General features: G+C 54.8%; 15 protein-coding genes and 1 pseudogene. 6 read left to right on the forward strand and 10 right to left on the reverse strand.

The window, feature by feature from the left end:
• Position 1: 1 nt before the first annotated feature.
• The 3 genes and pseudogenes from BFQ04_RS10185 to BFQ04_RS10195 form a co-directional block, all read right to left on the reverse strand.
• Positions 2 to 1,384 (reverse strand): annotated as a pseudogene (locus BFQ04_RS10185) (integrating conjugative element protein).
• Positions 1,381 to 2,337 carry a TIGR03756 family integrating conjugative element protein gene (locus BFQ04_RS10190; RefSeq protein ID WP_065950701.1) on the reverse strand — a complete coding sequence of 319 codons (957 nt, stop codon included), beginning with the start codon at positions 2,335 to 2,337 and terminating at the stop codon, positions 1,381 to 1,383. Before BFQ04_RS10190 ends, BFQ04_RS10185 begins: the two are co-directional and overlap by 4 nt.
• A 102-nt stretch (positions 2,338 to 2,439) precedes the next feature.
• Positions 2,440 to 2,697 carry a helix-turn-helix domain-containing protein gene (locus BFQ04_RS10195; RefSeq protein ID WP_065950702.1) on the reverse strand — a complete coding sequence of 86 codons (258 nt, stop codon included), beginning with the start codon at positions 2,695 to 2,697 and terminating at the stop codon, positions 2,440 to 2,442.
• 168 nt (positions 2,698 to 2,865) lie between these two features.
• On the opposite strand from BFQ04_RS10195, the gene BFQ04_RS10200 reads away from it, so the two are divergent.
• Entirely contained in the window at positions 2,866 to 3,120 is a 255-nt protein-coding gene (locus tag BFQ04_RS10200) for a LasR-specific antiactivator QslA (protein WP_065950703.1), read from the forward strand.
• A gap of 452 nt (positions 3,121 to 3,572) precedes the next feature.
• On the opposite strand, the gene BFQ04_RS10205 is transcribed toward BFQ04_RS10200, so the two are convergent.
• From BFQ04_RS10205 to BFQ04_RS10225, 5 genes are all read right to left on the reverse strand, one after another.
• Positions 3,573 to 4,535 (reverse strand): PDR/VanB family oxidoreductase, encoded by a 963-nt coding sequence (locus BFQ04_RS10205; protein ID WP_065950704.1) that lies wholly within the window; start codon positions 4,533 to 4,535, stop codon positions 3,573 to 3,575.
• Between the two features lie 52 nt (positions 4,536 to 4,587).
• Positions 4,588 to 5,124 (reverse strand): cupin domain-containing protein, encoded by a 537-nt coding sequence (locus BFQ04_RS29970; protein WP_083217953.1) that lies wholly within the window; start codon positions 5,122 to 5,124, stop codon positions 4,588 to 4,590.
• A gap of 29 nt (positions 5,125 to 5,153) precedes the next feature.
• The gene (locus BFQ04_RS10215; protein WP_065950705.1) at positions 5,154 to 6,230 is read right to left on the reverse strand and encodes an aromatic ring-hydroxylating dioxygenase subunit alpha; all 1,077 of its coding nucleotides are present in this window, start codon (positions 6,228 to 6,230) and stop codon (positions 5,154 to 5,156) included.
• A 79-nt stretch (positions 6,231 to 6,309) separates the two neighbouring features.
• Positions 6,310 to 7,410: an alcohol dehydrogenase catalytic domain-containing protein gene (locus tag BFQ04_RS10220; RefSeq protein ID WP_065950706.1), complete on the reverse strand. Its 1,101-nt coding sequence runs from the start codon at positions 7,408 to 7,410 to the stop codon at positions 6,310 to 6,312.
• Between the two features lie 62 nt (positions 7,411 to 7,472).
• A complete protein-coding gene (locus tag BFQ04_RS10225) occupies positions 7,473 to 8,204 on the reverse strand; it encodes an alpha/beta fold hydrolase (protein ID WP_065950707.1) in 732 nt (243 codons plus the stop codon).
• A 450-nt stretch (positions 8,205 to 8,654) separates the two neighbouring features.
• On the opposite strand from BFQ04_RS10225, the gene BFQ04_RS10230 reads away from it, so the two are divergent.
• Entirely contained in the window at positions 8,655 to 9,341 is a 687-nt protein-coding gene (locus BFQ04_RS10230; protein WP_065950708.1) for a GntR family transcriptional regulator, read from the forward strand.
• A gap of 90 nt (positions 9,342 to 9,431) precedes the next feature.
• On the opposite strand, the gene BFQ04_RS10235 is transcribed toward BFQ04_RS10230, so the two are convergent.
• Positions 9,432 to 10,352 carry a SphA family protein gene (locus BFQ04_RS10235; RefSeq protein ID WP_065950771.1) on the reverse strand — a complete coding sequence of 307 codons (921 nt, stop codon included), beginning with the start codon at positions 10,350 to 10,352 and terminating at the stop codon, positions 9,432 to 9,434.
• 286 nt (positions 10,353 to 10,638) lie between these two features.
• Here BFQ04_RS10235 and BFQ04_RS10240 point away from each other — a divergent pair, with 286 nt between their 5' ends.
• The 4 genes from BFQ04_RS10240 (at position 10,639) to BFQ04_RS10255 (ending at position 13,781) form a co-directional block, all read left to right on the forward strand.
• Positions 10,639 to 11,187 carry a VOC family protein gene (locus BFQ04_RS10240; RefSeq protein WP_065950709.1) on the forward strand — a complete coding sequence of 183 codons (549 nt, stop codon included), beginning with the start codon at positions 10,639 to 10,641 and terminating at the stop codon, positions 11,185 to 11,187.
• Between the two features lie 19 nt (positions 11,188 to 11,206).
• Positions 11,207 to 12,097: a fumarylacetoacetate hydrolase family protein gene (locus BFQ04_RS10245; RefSeq protein WP_065950710.1), complete on the forward strand. Its 891-nt coding sequence runs from the start codon at positions 11,207 to 11,209 to the stop codon at positions 12,095 to 12,097.
• A 157-nt stretch (positions 12,098 to 12,254) separates the two neighbouring features.
• Positions 12,255 to 13,034: an SDR family oxidoreductase gene (locus BFQ04_RS10250; RefSeq protein ID WP_065950711.1), complete on the forward strand. Its 780-nt coding sequence runs from the start codon at positions 12,255 to 12,257 to the stop codon at positions 13,032 to 13,034.
• Positions 13,035 to 13,115: 81 nt separating this feature from the next.
• Complete coding sequence (locus BFQ04_RS10255) at positions 13,116 to 13,781, forward strand: polysaccharide deacetylase family protein (RefSeq protein ID WP_065950712.1); 666 nt, start codon at positions 13,116 to 13,118, stop codon at positions 13,779 to 13,781.
• A 335-nt stretch (positions 13,782 to 14,116) separates the two neighbouring features.
• On the opposite strand, the gene BFQ04_RS10260 is transcribed toward BFQ04_RS10255, so the two are convergent.
• Entirely contained in the window at positions 14,117 to 14,389 is a 273-nt protein-coding gene (locus BFQ04_RS10260; RefSeq protein WP_065950713.1) for an HU family DNA-binding protein, read from the reverse strand.
• Positions 14,390 to 14,406 lie beyond the last annotated feature (17 nt).

The following is a 14,406-nucleotide window of genomic DNA, read 5'->3' on the forward strand; positions in this document are numbered from 1 at the left end:
CTCACTTGCGCCTGGCGTCAGCATCATTGAGTCGACCGGGTTCGGGGTCGCCTTGCTCGACGGTACGCGATGCTTCGGCACCACCGGCATGTCGGTCGAGCACCAGGCTGGCGGTATTGGTGGCCAGCATCTGCCGGACCTGCAGTTCCGTCTGCAGCAGGCGTATTTCGCGCTCCAGAGCGTCGATGTTTTTCGTCAAGGCAGTTTGGGCTGGCTCGGCTGAGGCGATGTTCGGTTCGTGACTGCCCGCCAGCAGGGTGCGCAGTAGCAGCAACGCTTTGTCGAGCACACTGGACAAGGCCGTCTCACTGGCCAGGCGCCGTGCCAACAGATCCTGGTCGGGGTCGTCACGCAGGGCTTCGACCACACCACGGGTCACCGGCAGCATCGGGCTGGAGGCTTTCGCCAGGTTGTCAGGGGTAGGCGGCAGAGCGCCAGATAACAGCCCTTGCAGGGCCTTGAGATGTTCGCTTTAGGCCTCCTGGATCAGTGGCGTTAACCCACTGCCAGCGGTAGCACGCAGGGTTTCGCATGCGTCGCAGGTCGCAACTTCGCTCTCGCCCAGGACCCGAACGGCCCATTCGGATTCCTCTTGGGGCGAGGTCCATGTCTGGCAAATAGCCCCACCCAGACAAACACTGCTACTGATCGAGGCGCTGTCATCCACCGAACGGTTATGAAGCAGGTTATAGCCCGCTCGCACAACGTCGGAAGTCACTCGTATGGGCATCTGCCCATTACCTCCAGCCTTCGAGCCGCCTACCCAGGACACGCCATTGTTGCCGTTGCGGGCCTCGGTGTTTTTCACCGCAGCCACCGCATCGCCACCGGTTTGCTCCAGGTTGCCCTGCATCTCCTGATTCTTGGCCAGCGCGCCCCAGCCGGCTTGACCGACCTTGTCCGCCATCTTCTCGGCCATGGCCTGGCAGGTCAGTTTGGAGCGGTCGAAGTCGATCCGCCCTTGCATCACCCCGTTACTGAGCAACTCATAGAGACCGGGATTGGCTCGCTGGATGATCAGCGCTGGCAGCGACATTACCGCTTGGGTCGCGTTCTGCACGATGCCACCCATTATCTGCTGGAAGCCCTCGGTAACACCGTTCAGCTGGTTTTGAAGAGTGTTGGTGAGGCTCATGTTTCCGCACATCATATTCGCTCGCCAAGACCCGCCGACACCGAGACCACTGGGTCGGTAGAGCGAACTCGGTGAGCCGACTGACGAGCCGCCACCAATGGTGTACATGACTCGGTCGTCGAGTACTTCGCCTTGAGTACCCAAGCGATAATCCCCCTCGGCGGCGTGGGCATGCGTGGCCATGGCGAGCAGTCCACAGAGCAACAGGCTCATCACGCCCAACCATGATCGCGCGCAAAGCCGAATCATGATGCACCGCCTTCGAAGTCGATACTGAACAGAAAGGTCTGCCCCTCACGTTTGCAGCAGCTATAGGGGCGCCACAGCGACCAGATGTAGCTGCCATCCGCGCTCTGTACCGGATCGCTGGGGAAGATGGCACACGTGGGCTGAATCTGAGGGAAGAGCAATTGCCATTTGTGGGTCGCCGCGTCGTTTTCAACGATCGGGCCAGGCGGCCAGTAGCCGTCGCGTTTGGCGGGCGTCAGTGGTACGTACACATGCGGCTGCCAATTGCGGGTAATCAAATCGCCAGCCCGTTGCGCCATGACTGCGGCCGCCTTGAAGTCGTCGGGCTGTACCAGAAATCCCTGCCGGGGATAAACGTTTCCCCACATGTTTCCCGAGGCCTGACTACCGATTTCACGGAGCCCCGGCATGAGCGACTCGGGGTAGAAACTTTCCGGGATGCCATGGCGCCAGGCCAGTGAGTCCAGGGTACTCAGGTAGTAGGGCATGAACGCAATAGCACCGCTGGCACAGGCATAGCCGGATTGAGAGGCCAATCGCGTGGCGGCCCAACCTCCGGGGTGGCCGATGCCATCAACGTTCTTGAAGCGGGGCAGGTTGTCGCGCTGGGTGTTCGGTGTGATCAGGTTGCCGCCACCTTCCGCACCGCTGATGGGAGAGGAGAGGGTAGCCATCTCGGTCCAAGGGTTATTGCCGGTGGTGGCGTAGCTCGAGACCACTAATTCAGGAATGAAATGACGAACCTTGGTCGAGGTTTTGACCGTGCAGCCGAAGGGTGTGCAGAGGAGCCAAAAACAAATGCCGACGACCCTGTAGTCGAGACAGTTTGGCGAAAGCACGGAGGAGCTGATGCTGCCGGTATCTAGCGCCATGCTTGGGCAGCACACCAGCAGGATGCTTAGCGCTAAGGGCCGTAGCTTTGTGGGTGGGATTGACGAGCAGGCAACAGGCATGATCCAGGCTCTCGGTGTATGGCCTGGGCAGGTTCGGTTACGGACTGAAGACTGTCAGTGGAAATTATGAAGGCGGATCTATCGGGTTTGTGAGACGTGAGACTAGTATTTGACGTGAAGGGCGCTGCGCAGGATATCGGGTTCTATAAGTAGCTGATCTGTGGTGACTTCGAGAGTGTTGGCGAGCTTGCACAGGACCAACAGCGACGGATTGCCCGTGCATCGTTCGATTTGACTGACGTAGGTGCGATCCACCTCGGCCATGAGCGCCAGCTGCTCTTGGGTAAGGTTTTTCACGCGTCGCATCCAGCGGATGTTTTCCGCCAACTGCAGACGAAGCTGTTCGTAGTCTTGAGTCATGCGCGCAAATTGCGCCTTGAGGGACTCTCAATCCACGGGATATAGTCTACATTGGCATTGATCTAGGCCATTTGAGGCTTATGCCTGTTATCAAGCGTTCATTTGGTGTCGTTAAGATTTCGAGGCTGGGTCCAGCGTCTAACAATGAATCAGAAATCTAGGGTGGGTATGGACGAAAACTACATCTCAATTCCTGCGGCAGATGGTTGCCCAAGTCTTCTGACACCTTGGGGTACTGAGTTTGCCTCAATGATCGAACGGGGCGTGCAGTGTGCTCAGGCTTGGCTTGATACGCCCGGCGAGATTCCCCTGTGGTGGGCGCTGGCGCAAACACGCAAGACCTTTCCTGTCGGTGACTGTCAGGATGCCTTTGAAGCCGGATTCTTGTTGAGGATTCAGCAGCGATTAAATCGCGCCGAATGAGCGATCTGAGGAAAACGACGTTTAAGCAGGCTTCTTATGGATGACGTGGACAGTTCCCGGTGTCCGGCAAGCGTGCTCGGTTTCTGAAGCCCCAATACCAGTGTTCTTGGGAGCGCCTAGGTCTAGAGGGCAAGCTGATGCGGCGCGGTAGTGTGACGGCGCCGAGTTGGCCTAGCGGACAAAAATGGTGGCTACTATCTTAAGCGGGTTAGAGCCTGCTAGGACTGCCGAGTGCGCAGCTCCAGCCCGGGCGGTTAACGTACTTTGAAGGTGGCAATCCACAGGTCGGATGGAAAATGCTGTCCGACGTTTTCCTCCGCAGAAGAGCGGATTACGGCGAATGCTTGTCGTCGAACCGCTCAGGATAATGCCGGTTACAGTCCCTCAGACCCGTTGGCGCGGGAACGTCAGCGTCGTGCGCCTGATGGGCTATCGCAAAACAGCTCCGGACGTCAAAGGTCGAGTACTAGCCGAGGTGTTTTGGAGCGAGAACAACAGGGCGTGAATTGATCTCCTTTTTCCCGCTCAGCGGTGGTCAGGTACATGTCGCGATGTTCAGGTGTCCCCTCCAATATCCTAGTCAAACATGTACCGCACACGCCTTCTTCGCATGAAGCTGGAACTTCAATTCCGTTTTTTAACAGAGCCTGCAGGGCCGTTTCGTCAGCGCCCACTTTAATGACGCCGCCGGTGGAGGCAATCAGCATCTCAAAGCTACCATCCGACGTGGTATCGATCTCTCCGCCGCTGAAGTACTCGCGGTGCAGTTGCTCGTCAGGCCAACCCAGATTCGTTGCATTATCGAGCACCCATGCCATGAACCCTGCCGGACCACAGACGTATACATGGTTGCCATCGACGGGTTCGGCCAGAACCTTCGATACATTGAGAATCCGACTGTTCTCGCCAGTGTCATAGTAGAACGATACATTGTCCAAGAAAGCGCTTTCCTTGATTCGCGCCTGGAAAGGCATGCGTTCGCTGGAGCGCGCACAATAATGAAGTTCGAAAGAGGCGCCTATGTTGGACAGGCGCTCCGCCATGCATAAAATGGGCGTGATGCCGATCCCGCCGGCGATGAGCACCGAGTGCCGGGCGTTATGCGCAAGAGGGAAATGGTTCTTGGGTTCGCTTATGGTTAGCGTCTGACCCACCTTCAACGCATGAACCGCAGCGGATCCTCCTCTTGTGTGGGGATCGAGCAATACTCCGATGACATATCGGTGCGCTTCTTTGGGGTCATTGCACAGTGAATACTGTCGCACCAATCCGTCGCCCAGGTGGACGTCGATATGGGAGCCGGCAGAAAATGCAGGCAGTGCAGCATGATTCGGATCGATGAGTTCGATTCCGCATATATCCAACGCCTCGCTCGTCTTTTGGGAGACGCGGACTGTAAGGTTCGCTGTTGTCATGGGGGCCTTATTCTTATAATTAATCCGTTTACGGGTTATAGCTGTTCAGGCGTTATTTTTTTGCGCCGACCAGGACAAATAACAACAGTGCCGTTGTATTGCCGACATTGCGCCAAGCGTGCTTGTTTCCGTACTGTACAACTACATCGTGCCTGGAGAGCGGGATCTTATCGCCATTGCCCAGTTCCAGTACCACCTCACCTTCCAGCAGGACGTCATAATCGATGGTATCAGTCTGGTGCATGCCGGGTTCGTCCGGGATAAAGGTTGCGGCAAACTCCGGCATTTTCTCGTAGATTTCTTGGCCAAAGGCGGCGGCATCGAAGTCCGGCTTGCTCATGATCGAGTCGGGCGGCATGGAGACTCTGAACAAGCGTGTTTCCCCAACCGAGGGGACGACGCTCACTGTGAGCTTATCGCTGTCCGGTTTCCCTGACCCGATCTCGGCCTGGGAGTCCGTAGCCCAAATCAGCGCCGAACTGAACCCAGGCATCGTTTTGAATGTTATGGCATCAACCCGGGCGTTATCCGATAGGAGTTCGCCGTTGCCGTCCTTGCCGGTTCCCACAACAATACGTCTAATATCCACGTTACCTCCGACAGCTAAAAGCACAAGAGTTAAAGTGACGCCCGATCCGCAGCGATGATGCGAGGTGTTGAGTCGGCCATGATCATCCGCTCCATCAACCGTCGCCCGGCAACACAGTTCGCGTCGGCCCTGAGCAATACATCTTTGAGTTCTTTTTCAGAAGTCTTGATCATTCGCTCGATTTCTTCGACGGCGAAGATGTCTTCGTCGAGAACCGGCGTCACGGCCCTGATCAAGGTTTCGAGATCTTCGCCCGTGGACTTGTCCCGGCCCGAGGCGAAGAAATAATGGGAGGTGTCCTTTGTCGCCGGCGTCACTGCATGAAATATTCTTCCTCTCATAAGTGAGCTATGGCCTTGCTCCGGGCTTTGCCCTGGAGCATAGAAGTCCTCATGGATAAAATGCAATGAAGGCGCATAGAAGGTGCTACCCCAACGCCGATCGACGCTGGCATTCCATCCCATCAGCTTCTTGAAGTAGGGCTGAGGGTCGACAGCGCTTACAATGCTCTTGCAGCTTTGTGTCCACTCGGTCTGGCTGCGTTCGAGGTTCGCCTCTGCAATTTCCCTGTCGCCAATGGTGGTGCTGTGCAGGTAGGCCAGATGGGTGAGGTCGAGCAGATTGTCATGCATCAGCATGTACCTGCTTTTCAATAGGAAATAACCTTTCGGCTCGATATTGAATTCGGGTTTGTCCAAATCCATCTGTTCGTGATCGGGTATAAGCGATTCATCACACAATGCCTGGTCGCCCGGCCACACCCAGATCCATTTCCAGCGCTCGACGGCGCGGTAGGAGTTGATATGGCAGGCGTTCGGAATAGTGGGCTGGGAGGGAATGCTGACGCATTCGCCGTTGGGGGAGAAGGTGAGGCCATGGTAGCCACAGCGCAGATTGTCCCCGACCACTTCACCCGCGGAAAGCGGGTAGTGCCTATGCGGGCAACGGCCATCGATGGCAGCCACCTCGCCATTTTCCTTACGATAGAAAACGAGGGGGTTATCCAGGATCCATCGTTCCATCGGTTTGCGGCTGATTTCCGAGGACCAGGCGGCCAGATACCATTGGTTGCGTGGAGCAAACATGTTTTCAGCGAGCGGATACATTTCAACTCCTGGAGCGATCCACCCGTATCCCTGTTGTTTTCAAGGAGAACTGGGTGGACGGCTCTCGATAGCCAAGTGTTTAAGGAGTGACCACGATGTTTTCAAATCCACCGAAGGTGCGGTTTTCTGCTGCGATCAAGGCTTCATTCACCTGATCCAATTCGTAAATCTTATGCTGAAACGCAGACAGATCTAGGACGCCGGATCCCACCATGCTGGCCATATCCTGAGCCTCCGCCGTGGTGAACCAGCACGAGCCGATGAACGATATCTGTTGCACCATCAGGTAGATGGGAGTCATCACCATCGAGTGATCCATGCCGCCGATGAACGCCAGACGGCCGCCTCGACGTAGTGACATCAGGCCGTCCATCGTCGGATCCGAGCCCGATCCGGCGGATAGGCAATCCAGCACGACGTCTACCCCAGCGCCCTCGGTCAGGGCGCGGGCGCGTTCGGGCAGATTTCCTTCCAGCGCGTTCAGGATATGTATGCGCTCAGGTGACAATGCCTTGACGCGATCAAGAAGGTTACTGTTTCTACCTACAGCCAGGATCCTGGGAACGCCCATGGCAAGCGCCAGCATGACTGCGCCCACGCCAAGCGTGCCAGTCGCGCCATTCACCAGCAGCGTGGTTCTGACATCCACCTTGGCATTGCGCAGGGCGGAATAGGCCGTACCCAGGTAGCCGAAACGGGCACCTGCTTCGAAGGAGACTTCATCCGCAAGGACAACCATGGAGTCCATGGGCGCGATCATGTATTCGGCGAATCCTCCCCAAGGGTAGCGGGCATAAATTTGGTGAGAGGCGGGGCCCATACCGAAGTAACCAGCCATCGTCTGGTTGCTGCAGAGCAGTCCGGCTCCACTGCGGCAATGTTCACAGGCGCCACAGTAGCGGAGGGGATTTACGTAGACCCGTTGTCCGATCTTTAACCCGTGCACATGCGGGCCCACCGCGGCGACTTCGCCCACCGGATCGAGACCATAAATAGCGGGTAGTTTGGGAAGCGGAAGATCCGGGAACCATTCAGGATAGTGATTCACGACATTACGTAAATTCGGAACCACGCCACAGGCTCTGACTCGGACTAAGACATCCGTGCCATTGGGTTCTGGAATATCCATCTCGTCAACTTGAAAGGGGGTGCCAACCTGATGCAGTCTTGCAGCACGCATATCATTCTCCACTCTTATTGTCTTTGTAATGGTATGTAATGCAGAAGCTAATCGTTAGCTTCCTATATATTGAAGGCCTTCCCGGCAATTCCATGGAGTGTGTCGATGATCCATTCAGGGTGCGTCACGATAACGTTATGGGGTGCTTCGACTTCCAGATAATTCCAGTCCTGACGGTCACGGGCGAAAGCCGCGCTCGCATCAACACCGGGAAATGCGGGGCGGGTACAGCGTAGGTAGGTGGCCGGAACACCATTGCCTATGGGGTTCGCCAAGTTCAAGCGGGTGGTATCGACCCCGAAGGGTTGCGGGGTCAAACGTCTCTTCAGCCACTGTGCCAGTGCCGGATCCGACACGCCAAATGCCGAGGGGGCGGGTGGCGATACGCTTACCCCGTCGTTCTTCGCAGCCCTTGCCAGGCGATCGGCACGCGCCTGCGGTGCCATTGCGTCCAGACGGCTGCGGCCATCCAGGGGAAGGCCTCCATCTATGAATACGAGGTGATTGAGTTTTTCCGGGATTTTGTCGGCAACGCCGCAAATGCTCCGGGAGCCGAAGCTATGACCCACCAGAATGACGTCGGTCAATTCTTCCATTTCGATGGTCAGCTCGATATCGCGGACGAAGGTGTCCATCGTGATCGCGGCGGACATCAGATGACTGCGATCGCCCAGCCCCGTTTGCGTCGGGGTATGGACGTCGTATCCAAGGCGGCGCAGGCCGCTGGCCACGGGGCGCCAGCACCAGCCTCCGTGGAAGGCACCATGTACCAGAACAAAACACGCACGAGACATAAGAGGCCCCTGTTATTTTTATCTTGTTCGCCGTTTGGACCGCGTGGGAGGGCGGCGAATGGTTGCACCGCGCTCTGGCGCTCCAGAGAGGCACTCTCTTTCTCCTCCCTTCGAGGACACCAGAGAGGCACTCTCTTTCTCCTCCCTTCGAGGACACCAGAGAGCGATCACTACACGCAAATAATTATGCATAAAAAATTATTTTACGCAAGACTGTCTTCGCGCAGTCTTTCCGGGGCCGGAAGCCTGGCGCTAATCTCGCTATGCGGCGCGATCTCCCTGTAGTGTGGTTAGGCGCTGGCGGGTAGAACCATGCCACGGCGCAAGTCGATGGTCGCAGTGGATGCCTCTATGGGTAGGATGACTTGACTTGGCCCGTTTTGCGCAACCATATTCAGTTTGTGCATAGAAGGGTGTAAGGTAGGCGAAAAGGATCTTGTGCCGGCTGACATGACTACCATCTTGACCCCCGATGTTTTAAAAACGCTGCCTCTGGTTGATCAGGCTTATAACGCGTTGCGCAAAGCGCTTATCGACTGCGAGTTCGAGCCTGGGGATCGGCTTCGGGTGGAGGAGCTGCAGCGGAAGTTCGGTTTCAGCAGCAGCCCACTCAGAGAGGCGCTGAATCGGCTCGTTCGTGGTGGATTGATCAACATTGTCGAGAATCGCGGATTCAGAGTCGCACCTATTACCGTAGCGGCCGTCAAGGATTTGACCAGAGTGAGGCTTTTGGTTGAAGTCGAGGCCATGCGCGACTCCATAACTCATGGTGACGACGAGTGGGAGTCCCGACTGGTGGCCGCCTTCCATAAGTTATCCATCATTGAACAGCGAATGGGACCCGAACCAGGGTTGGTTGATAGCACCTGGGTCAATCGTCATCGAGCATTCCATTTGAGTACCTACTCGGCCTGCACATCACCGCTATTACTCGAAATGGTCGAAGGGCTTTTCGATCAGGCAGAACGCTTTCGTATATTTTCTGCTAGGAACCGTAATGTGAATCGTGCCAAAAGCTCCGAGCACGAGAATCTCTATAATGCGGTATTGAGTCGAGATGGCAGTAAGGCGACGGAACTGTTGACCAATCACATCAGGAGCACAGAGAAGTTTTGCTGTGAGAAACTCGTGTTCTGACCGTTAACCGCTACTTCATGCTTCGAAGATGCGGTATGAGGCTGCTGTTTGTAAAAGCGCCGCAAGTTGCCATTGCGGCGCACATCTCGATCAAAACGGAAGGCTTACCTCAAACCATAGACGGTCGCCTTCCGAGCGATTTTCGGCACCAAATTCCTTTTGGTATTTTACAAGAACGCCGCCAAAGCCCCCTGCTAGATCGTATGACAGTTGTGGGCCAAAGCCGAACGCCTGCCCCCGGTTGCCATTGACTATATCGACTTCACTTGAAGTGTCGTCGGTAAATTGCTTCGTTGCAAACCCCTGAAGGGCGACTTTTATTTTCGGATTTCCGGGAAATAGTCGATATGCAATGTCTCCATCTACTGTCAGGACGCTCCCCGACTTATAGTTTGTGGCCCGATTGCGTGTGTTGAACTCGCTATAGAACGTCATCGATACTTCAGTTCGAGCCGTCGGTAGCCATGTAAAGTTAAAAGTTGGTGCGAAAGTCCAATAGTTCAAGCCATTATTGGCAATCCGGTCCTTGTCATACTTTCCGATTGGGACATAGATGTCTAGACCGCCGAACGCGAAGAAAGTGCCTGTGGAATTTACATAGTATAGATGGGCGGGTGATATGACGGGGTCAGCCATGCCCGCACTGGTTTCTTCCTTTCCAAACGCCCTTACGGTGACCTGAGTTATTGGGGCTATTATTCCGGATGATATATAAAACGGTCCAATGCCTTCGCTCCAGGTGTGAACGATGCGGGGAGCCCATGCATAGACTTCAGCTTTGAAGTCGGGGATCGAGGAACGCCCATCGCCATCATTTAGACGGTCGCTCTCATAGTATTGGACGTAATGGTAGTGGCTGGTTTGCCCGGGTAAGGGCAAAACCCCGTTCATGACGGTGCTCACGCCAATGGGATAATGAACCTGACCGCTTTCGGAGCTCTTGCCTTCTGTCGAGAGGAGCGCCGAAGCGCAAAGCAGGCAGGTGCGTACTATCGTAAGTTTCTCGTGCATCTCTGTATCCCCTTCGCTTTTTATTTTTGTGGGGCCCGCTAGTGCTGTCTCCGTCGCCAATAGGTGCGGCGACGCTAATCGCGGAGCTCTCCAGGGAGGCGCGTGTCGGGCGATGCCCAACGCGACGGACGCAATAATTGCACAAAGATTTTTTTTGTGCATAATAAATTTCAAGGGCAAAATGCACGCACTGTGATGGCTAAGCCCGTGGGGCAGGGCTCGTTCATGGAGTGCCCTTGGGTTTGTGCCGTCTACAAGAACTAGAGAGGAAGCCAGAGTGAATCCCATGAATGAAGATGGATGTGTAACCAGACTTCACCATTACGGCAGCGTCGTTCGAGACCAAGCTAAGATTCGCCACCTGATGGAGGTGGTGCTTGGCTTTCCATTGGTCGCCACATGGATTGAGCGGTCACGTTTAAGAGAATTGGACGAAGAGCATAGTTTTTGTCACACGTTCTACTCGCTTGGGGATGGTAGCGCCCTCGCGTTCTTTCAGTTTGCTGATCCTGAGATGTTCGATAAATGTCGTGCGAAGGTGCCCGCCGTCGTGAGTCGGTTCGACCACTTGGCATTAAAGGTGAGCAGCGACAAATATTCGGTCATCAGAAAAAACCTCACCGCGGAAGGCATTTCGTTTCGTGAAATTGACCATGGCTACTGCCAATCTCTGTACATAAACACCGAGGATGGTCTCGAGATGGAATTCACTGTCGATCCGCCGGACGTGGGGGCTATCCAGGATTATCAGCGTGATCACGCGCGTTCAGATCTCGATCGTTGGATTGCGGGTGATGTCAGTCCGAACAACGTTCTTCGCCATCGCAATCCGTAAAATAATAGAGTGGGCTGAAATGAAATTAGCGAGCTATAAAATTGGTGGCGATTCAAGTTGGGGCGTGGTCGTGCCGGATGGCATTTTCGATTTGAAATCCCGGATGCCCGAATACAGTACATTGCGCGACGCTCTGGAGTGGCAGGCACTGGATGCCATCAAGGCTTTCATCGAAGACGCACCTGCTCCGGATTACGCGCTGGGTGACTTGTTCTTTGAGCCTGTCATTCCCAACCCAGGACAGATCCTTTGCATCGGTTTGAACTATGAGGAGCATCGGTTAGAAACTCGACGTGAAAAACTGGGTTATCCCACGATTTTTGCACGCTTCGCTGGCAGTCAGATTGGACATGATCAGTCGATATTACTACCACCAGAGTCGACGATGCTGGATTACGAAGGTGAGTTGGCTATCGTCATTGGTAAAACCTGCAGACGGGCTTCTGAAGAGGATGCTTTTTCATACATTGCTGGATACGCCTGCTATAACGACGCCAGCATCCGCGATTTCCAGCGACATACCTCACAATTCCACCCGGGGAAAAATTTTCCTGCTACCGGTGCCTTTGGTCCATGGCTCGTTACTCGCGATGAAGTTGCTGATGTCGAGGAGCTGAGTATCGAGACCAGGCTTAACGGCGCAATCGTTCAGTCAGGGAAGTTGTCCAATCTCATTTACTCGTTGCCTCAACTGGTTTCCTATTGCTCGATTTTTACTGAACTTCGTCCGGGTGATGTCATTGTGACTGGTACGCCGGGAGGGGTGGGGATGGCACGCAATCCGCAGCTCTGGATGAAAGCTGGCGATGAGATAATCGTCGACATAAAGGGCGTTGGAACTCTGGTCAATCAGGTGGCCGACGAGAGGGTTGGCAATGCCTTTTCTGCCGCAGACGACTTTGGTCACTAGAACTTGTTGTCGCTGTTGTTTCTCAGTAACTAATTGGAATTAAAGGGATCTCCCGAATTCACGTTAACTCGAGAAACCCTTTGAATCCGTTGCTTAGGAAGATGCGGAAAAAACATCTTAAGTGACCTGGTCGTTATATTAGAACAAGAGGTTTCATATGGAACTCGGAATAAAAAATAGAACGGCGCTGGTTTGCGCATCGACACAAGGTCTTGGCTACGCTTGCGCCGAAGCATTGGCCCGAGAGGGGGTAGTGGTCTTTATCAATGGTCGAGATCCACAGAAATTGGCGCTGGCGGTTGAAAAGTTGCGTAGTGCCACCGGTGGCGAAGTCAAAGGTATTGCCGCTGATGTCACCACTGCAGACGGTCGAGCGTCTTTACTGCAGGGCTGTCCACAGCCGGACATTTTGGTCAATAACAATGCGGGGCCTTCTCCGGGCGCATTTCTTGAGTTCGATCAAGCCAGATGGATGACCGCGCTTGAAGCCAACATGGTCGCTCCATTGCAGCTTGTAAGAGCTGTAATTCCATCAATGCAGCAACGCCAGTTCGGCCGCATCATCAATATCACCTCTGCGATGGTGACCACACCAAGGCCGCACATGACGCTGTCCTCAGGTGCTCGGGCTGGGTTGACTGCGGTGATGAAGGGATTGTCCATCGAATTGGCGCGCTACAACGTGACAATAAACAATCTGCTTCCAGAACGCTTCGATACCGCCCGCCAGGAGCAGATGGCGCGGGTGGCCATGTCTCGCGACAATATCGATTACGAAGAGGCACGTCGTCGCCAGGTCGAAAGTATATGCGCTCAGCGACTGGGCGAACCGCGAGAATTCGGGGCGATGTGCGCTTTCTTGTGTAGCGATCTGGCCGGTTATGTTTCAGGGCAAAATATCCATTTGGACGGTGGGAGTTACCCGGCTCTGATCTAGCCCGGTATTGATCGCAACTTGACGTTGTTGTCCGTCTTTGAAACGAGCGGCGGTCAGCGAAGACTCTGATGGAGGCACGTTATGCCCAAACTGACAATTACGTTTGATAATGGCCCCACTCCGGGCATCACTGATCATGTCCTCGACGTGCTGGCGGAGTTCAACGTTAAGGCCACTTTTTTTCTAGTGGGAAACAAGCTGTTGGCCCCGGGAGCCCGGGAGTTGGCAATCAGGGCTAAATACGACGGGCATTGGATTGGTAACCACACGCTTTCCCATGGTGTACCGCTGGGACTTCAGTGTGAAGTCGGGAGCGCCATCGACGAAATCAAGGGAATGGAAGCGTTGCTCAAAGACTTGGCCCATGATGATCATTTGTTCAGACCCAATGGGCGCGGGAAATTAGGCGCCCATCTGTTGAGTCAGGAGGCGATCGAATACATTGTCGATTCTGGCGCCACCGTGGTGCTGTGGACGAGTGTGCCGCTGGATAGAAAGGTCGACGTTCCCACACCTCAGACTTGGCTCGCCGAAGCTAAACGTGATGTTCTTGATAATGATTGGACGTTGATGGTGCTGCATGATCGTCCGAGTGGACATGAGGGGGCTCAGCCAATGGACTATCTTGCCGATCTATTGAAGTGGGCCAACGAGAACGACATTGAAATCGTCCAGGACTTTCCGCCGTCCTGCGTTCCGATCCGCTGTGGCGAGATAATGATGCCCTTGAGCGATATTTCGAGTTGAGAAAGCAAGTCATTCTATCTCGATATTCCTCAAGAACGTAGACCCCTAGAGGCCGTCCAAATGCGTATTCGCTGCAGCAGGGGCTCCCGACTTATCATGGGGCGGTTTTTTCCGCGATCTGAGTGCTTGAAATAGGAGGGTTGGAGAGGGTGGTTATCGTGAACTCAGCATTGAAGAACAGCAACTGAAACGAAAGTTCAGTGGGTTGTTGCCAACTTAAAGTGGTCAGCGGTTGAGCTCACCTGAATGGCCGAGCGGCTCAGTTAAGTAATGATCCCGATACCCAGCGACGAATGTTCACGGTCTTGCGACAGGGTGAAGAAAGTCTCGGTGCACTAGTTAATCGCGTCTTTCAGCGACTTACCTGCTTTGAAACTGGGCGTCTTGGCCGCTGCGATCTTGATGGTGGCCCCAGTTTGAGGGTTACGGCCGTCGCGTGCCGCACGTGCTTTTACCGCGAAGGTGCCAAAACCAACCAAGGTGACGTTCTCACCGCTTTGCAACGAAGTGGATATGATGGTTGTGAGGGCTTCCAGTGCGCGCCCGGCAGTGGACTTCGGGAGGCCAGCGGAGCTCGCTATGGCCTCGATCAGATCGTTTTTATTCATGTGTGACTCCTTCCGCT

Origin of the sequence: Pseudomonas sp. 37 R 15, assembly GCF_900004865.1 — a bacterium.
GTDB classification, from domain to species: Bacteria; Pseudomonadota; Gammaproteobacteria; order Pseudomonadales; family Pseudomonadaceae; genus Aquipseudomonas; species Aquipseudomonas fluorescens_AM.